Here is a 15,122-nt window from a genome sequence, read left to right on the forward strand (position 1 = left end):
GGGTGGCCTAGGTCTCCTGATCGGCCGTCAGGAAGTCGGTGATCCGGCGGTTGGTCTCCGCATGCGCGGCGGTGGGCAGCGCGAAGTGGGTGAGATGGGCGAGGGTCTCGATCCGGGCGTGCGGTACGGACTTGCGCGCGCGGGCTGCGACCTTCGCCGCGTCGTGGGCGCCACTGCGGCCAGCGAGAAGGACCAGGACCGGGACGCTCAGCGCCGTGGGGTCCGGGCGACGGCCGACGACTAGCTTCCGGTTCGCGAAGCCCGAGGCTGCCAGCGCGTAGAGCCGCTTCCACTCCGGGTCGGTGTCCGTGCCCGCCGTCTCACGGTCCAGGTAGGCGAGAGCACGGGTTACCGTCGGGCGGACCAGTACCGGCAGCGACCGCAGGAGGAAGGCGGGGCGGTAGCCGGCAAAGCACTGGGTCGGGTCGAGCAGCACCAGCCGGTCGACCCGCTGCGCGGCGTGCAGGGCATACGTCAGGGCGATCCAGGCGCCGTAGGAATGGCCCAGCAGGTGCACACGGGATGCACCGAGCCCGTTGAGCAGTGCGTTCAGCCAGTCCATCAGGTCGGCGGTGGTGCGCAGCGGGCGCCCCTCACGAATGCTGCGGCCGGCGTCGCCGAGAATGTCGACGGCGAGCACCCGATGATGGGTGCCGAGCGCCTGGGCGTTGGCGAACCAGACTGTCCCGGTGGAGCCGCCACCGTGCAGGAGGAGTAGCGGGGTGGCGTCGGCGGGCCCGTAGGCATGGATGCGGGTGGTGCCGTACGGGGTGGGAACGTCGATCTCGGTGGTGCCGGCGGGCCAGCGGGCCAGCATTGCGTCGTAGGCAGCGAAGAACTCCTGGGATTCGGACACAGTGAACTCCTCGGAGATTGTCTCGTTGACCAATTCTCTCGCTTGGCGAGATACTAGCCGAGTGAACGATGACACCTCCCCAGCGATGCAGCTGGTCCACCTCCTGCGCGCGGTAACAGTGGAATTCGATCTGCGCGGAGCTGAGTTCGCCGGGCAGAACGGCCTACACCCGACCGACCTGCGGGCTCTCATCTGCCTGCTCGACGCCGAGCGGGCGGGCGCCACCGTCACCCCGGGACGGCTCGGCGAGGCGCTGCGGCTCAACTCGGCGGGCACCACTGCCCTGCTCGACCGACTGGAGCGCCTGGGGCTGCTCCGTCGCAAGCGCGACGAACACGACCGGCGACGGGTCCTGTTGGCGGTAGACCAGAAGGCCGCCGAGCTGGGCTGGGCCTTCTTCGGCCCACTCATCGCCAACCTGGTCCAGGTGGCCGAGGACTTCACCCCTGGTGAGCTGGACACCATTCACCGCTACCTGACCGCCACCCTCCACGCCGCCGCTCCCGCCACCACCCCCAAGGGCCGCTGGTCGCAGACCCACACGTAGCAGGGCGCCATCTTCTTGCCGCACCTCGGCCTCACATCGCCGTCGGCAGGCTCGCCGAGCGCTCCAACCCTCGCCAGAGAAGGTCAGGAAAAAGCAAAAGCCCCAGGTCACGGCGAGTGAGTCCTGGGGCTTCTACAGAGCCCCCTATCGGATTCGAACCGATGACCTACGCATTACAAGTGCGTTGCTCTGGCCAGCTGAGCTAAGGAGGCCTGGACGCGTCTGTGCCCGGCGGAACGGGCAGGCGCGCCCGTGCAGTGTACCCACGTCACAGGCGGGGCCTGCCGGAAATTTCCTTGAACTTCATCGGCGCGCGAGTACTGACAGATCCGGTGAGCGCGGGGTAGCGTCCTGACCCAGTTCACTCATGTGGACTACACCACTATGGAACGTTCGACGCGCTCGGCACACTCGATGCGTTCGACGCGTTCACAGCGCCCCGTAGTGGTCCACCACCTTCCACAACGGATCGTCCGGCACGTTCCTGCCGGTAGAAGGGGGCCCTCACCATGGCCACTGTCTCGTTCAACAAAGCGACCCGCATCTACCCGGGTGGCGACAAGCCCGCCGTCGACCAGCTTGAGCTCGATGTCGCGGACGGCGAGTTCCTCGTCCTCGTCGGCCCCTCGGGCTGCGGAAAGTCCACCTCCCTGCGCATGCTCGCGGGTCTTGAGGACGTCAACGGCGGCTCGATCCACATCGGTGACCGCGATGTCACGCATCTGCCGCCCAAGGACCGGGACATCGCCATGGTGTTCCAGAACTACGCGCTCTACCCGCACATGACGGTCGCCGACAACATGGGCTTCGCGCTCAAGATCGCCGGCGTCAACAAGGCCGAGATCCGCCAGAAGGTGGAGGACGCGGCGAAGATCCTCGACCTCACGGACTACCTCGCGCGCAAGCCGAAGGCCCTCTCCGGCGGTCAGCGTCAGCGTGTGGCCATGGGTCGCGCCATCGTGCGTGAGCCCCAGGTGTTCCTCATGGACGAGCCGCTGTCGAACCTCGACGCCAAGCTCCGTGTCTCCACCCGTACGCAGATCGCGTCGCTCCAGCGCCGCCTCGGCATCACCACCGTGTACGTCACCCACGACCAGGTCGAGGCCATGACCATGGGCGACCGTGTGGCCGTACTCAAGGACGGTCTGCTCCAGCAGGTCGACTCGCCGCGCAACATGTACGACCGCCCGAAGAACCTCTTCGTCGCCGGCTTCATCGGCTCCCCCGCCATGAACCTCGTCGAGGTCCCGATCACCGACGGCGGCGTGAAGTTCGGCAACAGCGTGGTGCCGGTCAGCCGCGAGGCGCTGTCCGCCGCGGCCGACAAGGGCGACCGCACGGTCACCGTCGGCGTCCGCCCCGAGCACTTCGACATCGTCGAGCACGGCGGCGAGGCCGCCAAGTCGCTGTCGAAGGACACCGAGGACGCCCCGGCCGGCCTGGCCGTCTCCGTGAACGTCGTCGAGGAACTCGGCGCCGACGGCTACGTCTACGGCAGCGCGAAGGTCGACGACAACCTCACGGACCTGGTCGTCCGCGTCAGCGGCCGCGCGGTCCCGGACAAGGGCGCCACGCTGCACGTCGTGCCGCGCCCGGGCGAGCTCCACGTGTTCTCGACCTCCACCGGCGAGCGCCTCTCCGACTGAGGCAAGCCGCAGCCGTTCAACACCCCCGTACGGGGTGAATTCACCCAAGTTGACGAAGAGGGCCCCGCAGCAGGCTGCGGGGCCCTCTTCCGTGTCGACAAATACCCCGGCAGACCGGTCATTTCGATACGTGTACGTCAACGTGCCACCGCGAATTCGCCGTTTCCCCGTCCCCCGAACCGGTGACTAAATGTCGCCAAATCATCACCCCGCGCTACCCTCACTCGCGTGAAGCACTCCACCACTAACCAACGGACCCGGCGTGGCCGTGGCCCCGCCCGTCGGGTCGGCCGCACCCTCGCCCTCGTTCTGCCTGTCGTCCTGGTTCTCTCCGGGACCCTCGCGGTCACCCGAGTCAACTGGTCGGGGACCACCTCGAACTCGGTGCTCACCGCGGCCGAGGCGTCCTCCGCGGATGTCTCCACCCGCGCTGTGTCCCGCACCCCACAGGACATCCTGCGCGACAAGCTCCTGCTGGAGCTACAGGAGGAGGATCCCGGCGTCGCCCTCACCCACCTCCAGGAGGCGGTGAACGAACGCCCGTCGCTCGCCGAGCACTGCGTCTCCATCGCCCGCGCACTGGGCCGCGCAGCGGTCCGTGCGTACGGCCCGACGCGTGCCCAGTCGTTCGCGCGACCGGTCTGCGACACGTCCTTCGCCTCGGGGGTCGCGGCCACGCACTTCTGACCCGAGGACTACCCGAGGACTATCCGAGAACGACCTGGAAACGACCCGCGAACGACCCGAGGACGACTGTCCAAGTACGGCTGGTTACGGAACGGTTGCTGACCAAAGCCGCGAGCGGGGCGCCACGTACAGTTCGGGCATGACCGATCCGAACGCCGCGTCGCGCCCCGTTCAAGCTGTTGTCCTGGCCGGCGGCCAGGGCTCCCGGCTGCGTCCCTACACCGACGACCGGCCCAAGCCGATGGTCGAGATCCCCGGCACCGGGACTCCGATCATCGGCCATCAGCTGACCTGGCTCGCCGAAGAGGGCGTGACCGACGTGGTCATCAGCTGCGGCCACCTCGCGGATGTCCTACAGAAGTGGCTGGACTCCGCCGACCTCCCGGTCAACGTCACGACGGTCGTCGAGTCGGAGCCCCTCGGCCGCGGTGGCGGCCTCAAGTACGCCGCCGCACGCCTCCCTCACCCGGACCGGCCCTGGTTCGCGACGAACGGCGACATCTGGACCCGTTTCTCGCTGCGCGACATGGCGGACTTCCACACCGAGCGCGACGCCGTCGCGACCCTCGCGCTGGCCCGTCCGCGCATCCCGTGGGGCGCCGTCAAGACGGACGGCTTCGGGCGCGTCACGGACTTCATCGAGTCCCCGCCGACGCAGTACGAGATCAACGCGGGCGTGTACGTCTTCTCGGCCGAGTTCGCCGATCTGCTCCCGGAGCGCGGCGACCACGAGCGCACCACGTTCCCGCACCTGGCCCGCGAACGCCGCCTGGCCGGCTTCTCACTCCCCCAGGGCGCCTACTGGCGCGCCATCGACACCGCGAAGGACCTCACGGAGGCGGCGAAGGAGCTTGCCGCGCTGGGGCGCTGAGCCAGTCCTCGCCGAGCCGATCCTCCGGGTGTACGTCGATGGGGCCCCGCACATGACACGTGCGGGGCCCCATCCTCGTACCGTCCGGAGGGAATTACCCCAGGAGGCCGCCCACCAGGCCGGGCTGGCCGGTGGAGCCTCCGCTGTCGGAGCCGCCGCCCGTCGAGCCGGAGCCGCCCGTGGAGCCGCCCGACGTACCTCCGCTGGACGTCGGGCCCGCGCTGGTGGTCGGGGCCTGGTGGGCCGGTGAGGACTGCTGAGGCGGGGCCTGGCCGCCGCCGCTGCCCTGGGTCTGGCTGGGGCCGCTGCTGACGGTGCCCGTGCCGGTGTCGCGGGCGGCGCCCGGCGTGCCGGCCGCTGCCTCCGGCGGGGCCGAGGAGGCGCCCTGGGTGGGCGCCTCGGAGGCCGACGGGGAGGGCTTGTCGCTGCGCTTGCCGGGCGTCTCGGGGAGCGGGGAACCGGGCAGTTCGTTGCGCGGGGCCTCGCCGGGGCCCGGGACGATGATGCGGTCGGCGTCGCGGACGGCGCCGCCCAGGAGCGAGCCGACCAGCAGGGTGACGCCGACGGCGATGGCCGCGATGAGCGCGCCCCTGCGCAGCACCCGTCGGCGCAGCTCCCAGATCTCGGCGCGCGGCCCGAGCGTGCGCCAGGCCTCTCCGGCGAGACGTCCGTCGACGGAGTAGACCGGGGCGCCCGCGATGATCAGCGGGGACCAGGCGGCGAGGTAGATGATGTCGGGCGCGTCGTAGGCGGGCACCGTCTTCCAGCTGACGGTGAGCAGGAGCGCGGCCGACAGCAGCGCGCCGACGACTGCGGCGACCCGCTGCCACAGGCCGAGCACCGTGAGGACGCCCACGATGACCTGAAGGAAGGCGATCACGAGCCCGGCGCCGACGGGGTGCTGGAGCGCGAACTGGCGCAGTGGCTCGGCGACTTCCCAGGGGTGCAGGGTGTTGAGCCACTTGACCATGGAGCCGCGCTCGCCGCCGTCGAAGTAGACGGGGTCGCAGAGCTTGCCCATGCCGGCGTAGACGGAGATGAAGCCGAGGAAGACGCGCAGCGGGAGCAGGACGACGCCGAGGTTCATCCGGCGGCCGGGGTAGTACGCGTGCCGCACCGGGTCGGCGCCGTGCCGCCTGGTGGGGGCGTCGCCGTCGTCGAAGCGGGCGTCGTCCCGGAAGCGGGAGTCGTCCTCGAACTCGTCGTCCGCGTAGCCGGGTTCGTCGTACGCGCTGCCCACGGTGCGCATGTTCGGCAGCAGGCGGGTGCCGCCGGTGTCGTGACTGCGCTGGCTGCCGACGATGGGCGTCTCGACGGTCTCGACGGTCATGTTGCCGTCGTACTCATCGTGTTCATGGTGTTCGTCGATGCGCGGGATGACCTGAGTCGCTCCGGCGTCGGCCGCCGGGTCGGGGGCGCCGTGGCCCACGCTCGTGCTCCGTACGGCCTGAAGCAGGCGGTGCGCGCCGGTGTCGTCCGGCGCGGACTTCCCGCTCCAGACGACGGGCGCGCGGCGGCGGGCGCCGGCGGCGGTGACCCCACCGGCCGCGCCCGCTCTGCCCGCGGCACCGACGACGGGGATGCGCGCGGTGTCGTCGGTGGAACTCAAGTGCCGCGCGATGCGCGGGGATTGGGTCCGCGGCGGGGCGCCTAGCTGCACGCGGAAGCTCGCATGATTGACGATGACCTGCGCCGGATCGCTCGGCACCTTCACCATGCTCAGCGCGGGAGCGTCGTCGAATCCCGACGAGAGGTCCCCCGTGGGTGTGCGGGGTGTTCTGGTGTCCACACTCATCTAACCGAGTGACATGTGTTTAGGACACTGCTTTGACCTCGCCGATGTGTCCGGACCCCGTCAAGGGCATCCGGAGCATCGTGATTACCCCACGGGGGTGACTACCCGGACAGGTGTTCAGGCGCGTCGCCGTGCCCCCTCGTGGAGCACAACTCCCGCCGCGACACCGGCGTTCAGCGACCTGCGACCACCGGGCGTCGGAACCCGCACCCGGTGGTCACAGGACCCATCCCCGCTGCCGCACTCGCATGCTTCGCGGCTTCGAGCGCCTGCGCCGGACTCCGGCCGTCGGCGTCACGCCCGACGCCGAGCCGCCTCATACAGGACAACACCGGCCGCGACACCGGCGTTCAGCGACTCCGCGCCACCCGGCATCGGAATCCGCACCCGGAAGTCGCAGGTTTCCCCGACGAGCCGGGACAGTCCCTTGCCCTCGCTGCCGACGACGATGACGACGGGACCGCCCAGGGCCGCCAGCTCGCCGACCTCGACCTCACCGTCGGCGGCGAGACCGACGACGGCGATGCCCGCCTTCTTGTACGCCTCCAGGGCGCGCGTCAGGTTGGTGACGCGGGCGACGGGGGTACGGGCCGCGGTGCCGGCGGACGACTTCCAGGCGCCGGCGGTCATGCCGGCCGCGCGCCGCTCGGGCACGACCACGCCGTGGCCCCCGAAGGCGGTGACGGAGCGGACGATGGCGCCCAGGTTCCGGGGATCCGTCACACCGTCGAGGGCGACGATCAGCGGGTCCTGGCCGGCGTCGTACGCGGCGGACGAGAGGTCCTCGGCGTGCGCGTACTCGTACGGCGGGACCTGGAGGACGAGACCCTGGTGGTTGAGGCCGTTGGTCATCCGGTCCAGCTCGGGGCGCGGCGCCTCCATGAGGTGGACGCCACCGCGGTCCGCGACCAGCTGGAGCGCCTCGCGCACCCGCTCGTCGTTGTCGATGAACTGCTGCACGTACAGCGTCACCGCGGGGACGCCCTCGCGCAGCGCCTCCACGACGGGGTTGCGCCCGACGACCATCTCGGACGTGCCCTTGCCGCCACGGCCGCGCGCCGCGGGACGGCGTACGGCCTGCTTCGCCTTGGCGTTGACGACGCGGTTCTTCTTGTGACCCTTGCGCGCCTCGGCGGGCGGGGTCGGGCCCTTGCCTTCCAGACCCCGGCGTCGCTGGCCGCCACTGCCGACCTGCGCGCCCTTCTTGCCGGACATGCGGCGGTTGTTAGCGGCCATGACCTACCTGTCTCTGCTCATTGGAAAGCGTGAAGCGTGCGTACATACGTATATGCAGTGTGCCGCCCGGAGGCCCGAGCGGCACAATCGATCAAGGTCGACGGGGTCGGCCGGGGGCCCTCAGCGCGGCCCGAGCGTCCAGCGCGGCCCCTGCGGACCGTCCTCGATGACGAGCCCCGACTGGTTGAGCTGGTCGCGGATCGCGTCGGCGGTGGCCCAGTCCTTGCGGCCGCGCGCCGCCTCGCGCTGCTGGAGCACCAGGCGTACGAGGGTGTCGACGACGCCGTGCAGATCTTCGCCGCGCTCTCCCTCACCGGCCCAGTGCGGGTCGACCGGGTCGAGCCCGAGGACACCGAGCATGGCCCGCACCTCGGCGAGACGTGCGACGGCGGCTTCCTTGTCGTCGGCGGCCAGCGCGCTGTTGCCCTGCCGGACCGTCGTGTGCACGATGGCGAGCGCCTGGGGCACGCCCAGGTCGTCGTCCATCGCCTCGGCGAAGGCGGGCGGGACCTCGGCGGCGGGCTCGACCACGCCCCCCGCCTTCTCCACCACCCGCTGTACGAAGCCCTCGATGCGCGCGAACGCCGACTCGGCCTCGCGCAGGGCCTCTTCGCTGTACTCGATCATCGAGCGGTAGTGCGGGGTGCCGAGGTAGTAGCGCAGCACGATGGGCCGCCAGTTCTTCACCATCTCGCTCACGAGCACCGAGTTCCCGAGGGACTTCGACATCTTCTCGCCGCTCATGGTGACCCAGGCGTTGTGCACCCAGTACTTGGCGAACTCGTCGCCGAACGCCTTGGCCTGCGCGATCTCGTTCTCGTGGTGCGGGAAGATCAGGTCGAGTCCGCCACCGTGGATGTCGAAGGCGGGACCCAGGTACTTGTGGGCCATCGCGCTGCACTCCAGGTGCCAGCCGGGCCGGCCGCGCCCCCAGGGCGTCTCCCACGTCGGCTCACCGGGCTTTGCGGTCTTCCACATGGCGAAGTCACGCGGGTCCCGCTTGCCGGTCTCGCCGACGCCGGACGGCTGTTGGAGATTGTCCAGCTCCTGGTTGGACAGCTCCAGATACCCGTCGTACGACCGCACGTCGAAGTAGACGTTCCCGTCCGCCTCGTACGCGTGCCCTCGCTCGATGAGGCCGCGCATCATCTCGACCATCTCGGTGATGTGCCCGGTGGCGCGCGGCTCGTACGTGGGCGGCAGGCAGCCGAGTACGTCGTAACCGTCGTTGAAGGCGCGCTCGTTCTCGTAGCCGATCGACCACCAAGGGCGGCCCTGCTCGGCCGACTTCGTGATGATCTTGTCGTCGATGTCCGTGACGTTCCGGATGAACGTCACGTCATAGCCGCGGTACTCGAACCAGCGGCGCATGATGTCGAAGTTGAGGCCCGAGCGGATGTGCCCGATGTGCGGTGCGGCCTGCACGGTGGCACCACAGAGGTAGATCGAGACACAGCCCGCGACGAGCGGATTGAAGTCACGGATCTGCCGGGCGCTGGTGTCGTACAGGCGAATCGTCACCACTCCAGGGTAGTGGGCGGTGGGTAGTGCCCCGCGACCCTTCCTGGCCATGGAGCAGGTATTCGTGACATCTCAGCCCGTCCGGCGTTTGAGGACGAGGCCGTTGACGAGGCCGTTGACGAGGCCGTCCAGGCCGACAGCAGGGATCCGGGAGCGGCAGCCCCCAGGGAGAGGGGACGGGTAGGGGCGGAAGGGGCGAAACGAACCCGCCTTCAGCCGCCCCGCACCACCAACGCCGTAGCCACCGCCATCAGCCCCTCCCCCCGCCCCGGGAACCCGAGCCCGTCGGTCGTGGCTCCGGAGACCGACACCGGCGCCCCCACCGCGTCCGACAGAACCTTCTGCGCCTCGTCCCGCCGCTTGCCGATCTTCGGCCGGTCCCCGACCACCTGCACCGCGACGTTCCCGATGACGAACCCCGCCGCACGGACGATCCGGGCAGCCTCCGTAAGAAGCGTCACGCCCGACGCCCCGGACCACTCCGGCCGCCCGGTACCGAAGTGGGCACCGAGGTCCCCGAGCCCGGCGGCGGAGAACAGCGCGTTGCACGCGGCGTGCGCGACGACGTCCGCGTCGGAGTGCCCCGCGAGCCCGGTCCCCTCCCCCTCCCAGAGCAACCCGGCGCACCACAGCTCACGCCCGTCCTCGAAGGCGTGGATGTCGGTACCGATCCCGACCTGGGGCAACACGGGAGCCCTGAACTTCTCAGACCCCTCAGAACCCTCAGAACCCATCGTTCGCCCTCCGCCTCGCGAGAACCGCCTCCGCCAGCACCAGATCCAGCGGCCGCGTCACCTTGAACGCCTCCTCGTGCCCGGGCACGACCACCACCCGCAGCCCGAGCTGCTCGACCATGCTCGCGTCGTCGGTCACATCGTCGGTGACGGTGTCGTGGGCCCGTACCAGGGTGGCGCGGTCGAACCCCTGCGGAGTCTGCACGGCCCGCAACCGCGCCCGCTCGGGCGTGGCCACGACAGGCTCGGGCGCGCCCGGAACGGTCGCGGGCTCGACCTCCTTGACGGTGTCGGCGAGCGGCAGAGCCGGTACGACGGCGGGGGCGCCGTCCCGTACGGCCTCGATGACCGTGTCCACGGTGTCGACGGGCACGAGCGGGCGGGCCGCGTCGTGCACGAGGACGATGTCGATGCCGGGAGGCAGCGCGTCCAGGCCGTACTTCACGGACTCCTGACGGCTTTCCCCGCCGGGGACGACGAGGAAGTCGGTCCGCTCGGGCAGGGCGTGCGCATCGAGCAGGGTCTTCACCTCGGCGGCGCCGTCCGGCGGGGCCACGACGACGACCAGCGAGACGGCACGGGACGCGGCCATCGCACGGACCGCGTGGACGAGCATCGGTGTGCCGTTCAGCGCGCGGAGCGCCTTGGGGGCTCCCGGACCGAGGCGCACGCCCCGGCCGGCGGCGGGAATCACGGCGGCGGTACGTGCTCCCGGAGGCGAGAGACGCGAATCGTCAGACATCGGTTCCTGTCAGGTTTGTGTGCTCGGCCGAGGTGGGTATGGCCTGGTCGTACCCGCTGCTCGAGCGAAACCTTGACCGGACCCCTTCCGTGACATCCGGTCGAGGCAGCTGCCCGGGTTCGGAGCACGCAGGTAGGCAGGCACCAAGCAGGTGTGCGGGGCCGTCGCAATTCTGGCACCGGGCAGTACCGCTTCCCGAACTGGGTGCGGGTATGAACGCGACCAAGAGTAGGTGCGGGCATGAACATGCCGCAGCGCCCGGCGACAGCTAATGCGTCATCGGGCACCGCGGCATTCATTGCACGCATCTCAATTGCACTGCGCAGGCTTATGCGTACGTCAAGACGACTGCCGTCTCGGCGATTGCGTACGTCGGGGCGATTACCGTCGTCACAACGATTACCGTCTCGGCGACCGGCGTCAGGACGCGAGAACCTCGTCGAGCAGGGCCTCGGCCTTGTCCTCGTTCGTGTTCTCCGCGAGGGCGAGCTCGCTCACCAGGATCTGCCGGGCCTTGGCGAGCATGCGCTTCTCACCGGCGGAGAGTCCACGCTCGCGCTCACGACGCCACAGGTCACGTACGACTTCCGCGACCTTGATGACATCGCCGGAGGCGAGCTTCTCCAGATTTGCCTTGTAACGACGTGACCAGTTCGTGGGCTCCTCGGCGTACGGCGCGCGCAGCACCTCGAAGACCCGGTCCAGTCCGTCCTGACCGACCACATCACGCACGCCGACGAACTCCGCATTGTCCGCTGGCACACGCACCGTCAGGTCGCCCTGGGCGACCTTCAGCACCAAGTAGGTCTTGTCCACGCCTTTGATCTGGCGAGTTTCGATGGCCTCGATCAGCGCGGCCCCGTGATGGGGATAGACCACGGTGTCGCCAACCTTGAACGTCATGTGACAGGTACCCCTTCCGTGGCTATCCAGGGTAACACGGAAACGGCGTCTTCTGAATGGCGTTTTCGCAGGTCAGGGCATATCTCGGGGCTTGACAACCGCAACAGGAACGTGCTGCGAGGGGGGAGCGCAAGAGGGTATTCGCAGGTGGGAGCCGCTGTCCAGGGGAAGTGAAACCCGCACGTTACACACCCCCGAAGCACCTGACCAGGGTCTGAACGTCCCGTTTTGTCCGGACCCAAGAGCTCGACTTCCGCTACTCCGTTCGGTGACCGGAGTCGGGTGCGGGGCGAATCCGGAATTGATCACGACTGTCGATGAACATCAGCTGATCCAGTCGGTGAACTGCCGATGATCTACTGATGATCAATTTTTCTGGACAGCCGGACATTCCCTGTGTGAAATCCGCAAGCAGCAGTCAGTGGCAGTTATGTGAATGGCGGACGAGTACGCACTCAAAGGAGCAGAAGCGACGGAGGAACCGGGCGTGACGGGCGGGGCGCGCGCACGGCGCACGAGAGCCCGTCGGTGCGTAGGGGCGGGTCGGGTGCGGCGGCGTGGGAACGGCTCGGTAACCTAAGGCCGCTGACAGACCCTTAGGGCGGCTTTACAACTGAGCCGCCCTGTTTCTTCCCACGTTCAAGGAGTTGCCGCAGCCGTGAGCAGCAGCCTTCGACGCGGCGCTCTCGCCGCCGCCGCCCTAGCGTTCTCGATCGCCTCACTCGCCGCGTGCGCCGCAGGCAACAACGCACAGACCCTGGAAGTGAAGCCGGACAACGCCGCGACCTCGGTCGGCCACATCAAGATCCAGAACGCCGTCGTCATCACCCAGCCGGATCTGGAGGCGACGGGCCCGGCCGCGATCTCCGCGACCGTGTTCAACAACGGTGACACCGCGCAGACGCTGGACTCGATCACCGTCGCCGACAGCGGCAAGACCGCCAAGATCAAGCCCGCCAAGGGCACCGGCAAACTGACGATCCCGGCGGGCGGCTACGTCATCCTCGGCGGCAAGAACAACGCCGCGGCGGTGCTGGCCAGTGGCAACGACGCCATCACGGACGGCAACGCCCAGAAAATCACCTTCAGCTTCAGCCAGACGGGTGATGTGAGCCTGCGCGCGTTCGTCGTGCCGGCCGACAGCTACTTCGCCGGGTGGGGCCCGAGCGCGGTGCCCGCGACGCCGGACGCCACGGCCACCGCGAGCACCGAGCCGTCCGCCACCACGTCCGCCTCGCTCTCGGAGTCGCCGTCCGACACCTCGTCGGCCACCCCCACCGACTCGGCCTCGGCGAGCGTGACGGCCTCGCCCACGGAGTAGTCGGCCGCCGACCGAGCCACGCACGCACGAAGGGCGGGACCCCGAGGGGTACCGCCCTTCGTCGTGCCTTCGTCGTGCGCAAGCAGTCGACGCGAGAGAGCCGACGTATGGGAGTCGGCGGAAGAGACCCGACTCAGGAGACCCGACGTACGAGAGACGACCGCCGTACGACATCGCTTTTACGAGGTCGCTGTACGAGGTCCGTTTACGAGGTCGGTTTACGGCTCGAACTTGTATCCCAGGCCGCGCACCGTCACCAGGTAGCGCGGTGCCCCCGGGTCGGGCTCGATCTTCGCTCGCAGACGCTTGACGTGGACGTCGAGCGTCTTGGTGTCACCGACGTAGTCGGCGCCCCATACGCGGTCGATGAGCTGCATACGGGTCAGGACGCGGCCCGCGTTGCGCAGGAGCATCTCCAGGAGGTCGAACTCCTTCAGCGGGAGGTCGACCTTGGAGCCCGAGACGGTGACCACATGGCGGTCGACGTCCATCCGGACGGGCCCGGCCTCCAGAGCGGCCGGGCTGACCTCCTCCGGCTCCCCGCGGCGGCGGAGCACGGCGCGGATACGGGCGACCAGCTCGCGGGAGGAGAAGGGCTTGGTGACGTAGTCGTCAGCCCCTATTTCCAGTCCGACGACCTTGTCGATCTCGCTGTCCTTGGCGGTGACCATGATCACCGGAACGTTGGAGCGGTTGCGCAGCTGACGGCAGACCTCCGTACCGGGCAGGCCGGGCAGCATCAGGTCGAGGAGAACGAGGTCGGCGCCGTTGCGCTCGAACTCGTCCAGGCCGTCGGGCCCGGTGGTCGCGATGGCGACCTCGAAGCCCTCCTTGCGAAGCATGTACGACAGGGCGTCGGAGAAGGACTCCTCGTCCTCGACGACGAGCACACGGGTCACGGAAGGACCTCCGGGGCAGGGAGCGGGTCAAACGGGGATGTGACGGTGGTCGTCCCGTCGGTGGGCTGCTCGTCCTCTTCGTCGAGGCCGGGCATGTGGTGTGTGGTCACGCGGTCGCGGGCCGCACCCGCCTCCGGCAGCCGCAGGGTGAACGTGGAGCCCTGACCCTCGGCACTCCACACCGTGACCTCCCCGCCGTGCGAGGCGGCCACGTGTTTGACGATCGCGAGCCCCAGCCCCGTACCACCAGTGGCACGGGAACGAGCCGGGTCGACGCGGTAGAAGCGCTCGAAGACGCGCTCCCTGTCCTTCTCGGAGATGCCGATGCCCTGGTCGGTCACGGCGATCTCGATGAGGTCTCCGCCGGGCCCGGTCACCCGGCGCGCGGCTATGCCCACCCGGGTACGGGCGGGCGAGTAGTTGACGGCGTTCTCCACGAGGTTGCCCAGGGCGGCGGCCAGCTGACCCCTGTTGCCCCAGATTCTCAGGTCGGCGGTGCCACCCGCGGCCATGGTGATCTGCTTGGTGCCGGCCTGGTGGCGGCAGCGGTCGACCGCCTCGGCGACGAGGTCGTCGGCCCGTACCGGCTCGGCGTCCTCCAGAGGGTCGTCGTTCTGGACCCGGGAGAGGTCGATGAGCTCCTGTACGAGGTTGGTGAGCCGAGTGGCCTCTATCTGCATCCGCCCGGCGAATCGTTCCACCGCCTCCGGGTCGTCCGAAGCGTCCATGACAGCTTCGGAGAGCAGGCTGAGCGCGCCGACGGGGGTCTTGAGCTCGTGGCTGACATTCGCGACGAAGTCGCGCCGTACGGCCTCGATGCGCCGCGCCTCGGTGAGGTCCTCGACGAGGAGGAGTACGAGCCGGGAGCCGAGCGGCGCCACCCGGGCGGAGACCGCGAGGGCTTCTCCGCGTCCCGTCCCCCTCCGCGGCAGATCCAGCTCCACCTGCCGTATCTCCCCGTCACGGCGGGTGTCACGTGCCATCTGGAGCATCGGATCGACGGCGAGTTTGCCGCCGCGCACCAGCCCCAGGGCGTACGCGGCCGAGCTGGCCTTGACCACGGCGTCCGCCTCGTCGAGTACGACGGCGGAGGAGCGGAGCACGGACAGCACCGTGTCCACACCGGGCGGAAGCACTGGATCCGTATGCAGCGAGGTGCGGGTAGGGCGTTTCAGGTCGCGCTCGCTCCAGCGGAACGCCAGCATGGCGATGACACCGGTAAGCACTCCGGCGATCGCTGCCGCTGCGGCGACCGCCGCGTTCACGTCCATGCCTCCAGGTTAGGCATGTCGTCAGCCCGGGCCACAGCCATCCGGGTGCGACCTCGAACACTCGTCGCCCAGAGTTCACCCAGGAGCCAGTGA

Annotated in this window: 14 protein-coding genes and 1 tRNA gene; 5 read left to right on the forward strand and 10 right to left on the reverse strand. The window is 69.4% G+C overall.

Annotated elements, in window-relative coordinates; translation table 11 throughout:
• Window positions 1–7 precede the first annotated feature (7 nt).
• Window positions 8–817, reverse strand: coding sequence for an alpha/beta fold hydrolase (locus tag ACIPC1_RS35765; RefSeq protein WP_402525171.1), 810 nt, complete (start codon window positions 815–817; stop codon window positions 8–10).
• 124 nt (window positions 818–941) lie between these two features.
• Between ACIPC1_RS35765 and ACIPC1_RS35770 the strand changes: the two genes are divergently transcribed.
• Window positions 942–1,403 (forward strand): MarR family transcriptional regulator, encoded by a 462-nt coding sequence (locus tag ACIPC1_RS35770; RefSeq protein ID WP_402525174.1) that lies wholly within the window; start codon window positions 942–944, stop codon window positions 1,401–1,403.
• Between the two features lie 138 nt (window positions 1,404–1,541).
• On the opposite strand, the gene ACIPC1_RS35775 is transcribed toward ACIPC1_RS35770, so the two are convergent.
• Window positions 1,542–1,615 (reverse strand) — tRNA-Thr (locus ACIPC1_RS35775).
• Between the two features lie 297 nt (window positions 1,616–1,912).
• On the opposite strand from ACIPC1_RS35775, the gene ACIPC1_RS35780 reads away from it, so the two are divergent.
• The 3 genes from ACIPC1_RS35780 (at window position 1,913) to ACIPC1_RS35790 (ending at window position 4,607) form a co-directional block, all read left to right on the forward strand.
• Window positions 1,913–3,049, forward strand: a complete 1,137-nt coding sequence (locus ACIPC1_RS35780; protein WP_402524881.1) for an ABC transporter ATP-binding protein — start codon at window positions 1,913–1,915, stop codon at window positions 3,047–3,049.
• A gap of 228 nt (window positions 3,050–3,277) precedes the next feature.
• Window positions 3,278–3,736 (forward strand): hypothetical protein, encoded by a 459-nt coding sequence (locus tag ACIPC1_RS35785; protein WP_402524883.1) that lies wholly within the window; start codon window positions 3,278–3,280, stop codon window positions 3,734–3,736.
• Between the two features lie 139 nt (window positions 3,737–3,875).
• The gene (locus ACIPC1_RS35790) at window positions 3,876–4,607 is read left to right on the forward strand and encodes an NDP-sugar synthase (RefSeq protein ID WP_402524886.1); all 732 of its coding nucleotides are present in this window, start codon (window positions 3,876–3,878) and stop codon (window positions 4,605–4,607) included.
• A 94-nt stretch (window positions 4,608–4,701) separates the two neighbouring features.
• Here ACIPC1_RS35790 and ACIPC1_RS35795 read toward each other — a convergent pair whose 3' ends face one another.
• The 6 genes from ACIPC1_RS35795 to ACIPC1_RS35820 all read right to left on the reverse strand — a co-directional run bounded on the left by ACIPC1_RS35795 (window position 4,702) and on the right by ACIPC1_RS35820 (window position 11,538).
• Window positions 4,702–6,402 carry a DoxX family protein gene (locus ACIPC1_RS35795; RefSeq protein ID WP_402524888.1) on the reverse strand — a complete coding sequence of 567 codons (1,701 nt, stop codon included), beginning with the start codon at window positions 6,400–6,402 and terminating at the stop codon, window positions 4,702–4,704.
• A 294-nt stretch (window positions 6,403–6,696) separates the two neighbouring features.
• Window positions 6,697–7,638, reverse strand: a complete 942-nt coding sequence (gene rlmB, locus ACIPC1_RS35800; protein WP_402524891.1) for a 23S rRNA (guanosine(2251)-2'-O)-methyltransferase RlmB — start codon at window positions 7,636–7,638, stop codon at window positions 6,697–6,699.
• Between the two features lie 120 nt (window positions 7,639–7,758).
• Complete coding sequence (gene cysS, locus ACIPC1_RS35805) at window positions 7,759–9,159, reverse strand: cysteine--tRNA ligase (RefSeq protein ID WP_402524893.1); 1,401 nt, start codon at window positions 9,157–9,159, stop codon at window positions 7,759–7,761.
• A gap of 212 nt (window positions 9,160–9,371) precedes the next feature.
• Window positions 9,372–9,893 carry a 2-C-methyl-D-erythritol 2,4-cyclodiphosphate synthase gene (ispF, locus tag ACIPC1_RS35810; RefSeq protein WP_402524896.1) on the reverse strand — a complete coding sequence of 174 codons (522 nt, stop codon included), beginning with the start codon at window positions 9,891–9,893 and terminating at the stop codon, window positions 9,372–9,374.
• Window positions 9,883–10,635, reverse strand: a complete 753-nt coding sequence (gene ispD, locus ACIPC1_RS35815) for a 2-C-methyl-D-erythritol 4-phosphate cytidylyltransferase (RefSeq protein ID WP_384380681.1) — start codon at window positions 10,633–10,635, stop codon at window positions 9,883–9,885. The genes ispF and ispD overlap by 11 nt, the downstream gene beginning before the upstream one ends.
• 420 nt (window positions 10,636–11,055) lie before the next feature.
• Window positions 11,056–11,538: a CarD family transcriptional regulator gene (locus tag ACIPC1_RS35820; RefSeq protein WP_003953493.1), complete on the reverse strand. Its 483-nt coding sequence runs from the start codon at window positions 11,536–11,538 to the stop codon at window positions 11,056–11,058.
• Window positions 11,539–12,196: 658 nt separating this feature from the next.
• Between ACIPC1_RS35820 and ACIPC1_RS35825 the strand changes: the two genes are divergently transcribed.
• Window positions 12,197–12,859: a DUF461 domain-containing protein gene (locus tag ACIPC1_RS35825; RefSeq protein ID WP_402524898.1), complete on the forward strand. Its 663-nt coding sequence runs from the start codon at window positions 12,197–12,199 to the stop codon at window positions 12,857–12,859.
• A gap of 218 nt (window positions 12,860–13,077) precedes the next feature.
• On the opposite strand, the gene ACIPC1_RS35830 is transcribed toward ACIPC1_RS35825, so the two are convergent.
• Both ACIPC1_RS35830 and ACIPC1_RS35835 read right to left on the reverse strand, forming a co-directional pair.
• Window positions 13,078–13,758 carry a response regulator gene (locus tag ACIPC1_RS35830; RefSeq protein ID WP_402524900.1) on the reverse strand — a complete coding sequence of 227 codons (681 nt, stop codon included), beginning with the start codon at window positions 13,756–13,758 and terminating at the stop codon, window positions 13,078–13,080.
• Window positions 13,755–15,029 carry a sensor histidine kinase gene (locus tag ACIPC1_RS35835; RefSeq protein WP_402524902.1) on the reverse strand — a complete coding sequence of 425 codons (1,275 nt, stop codon included), beginning with the start codon at window positions 15,027–15,029 and terminating at the stop codon, window positions 13,755–13,757. The genes ACIPC1_RS35830 and ACIPC1_RS35835 overlap by 4 nt, the downstream gene beginning before the upstream one ends.
• Window positions 15,030–15,122: the final 93 nt, after the last annotated feature.

Origin of the sequence: Streptomyces sp. NPDC087263, assembly GCF_044744645.1 — a bacterium.
GTDB lineage: Bacteria > Actinomycetota > Actinomycetes > Streptomycetales > Streptomycetaceae > Streptomyces.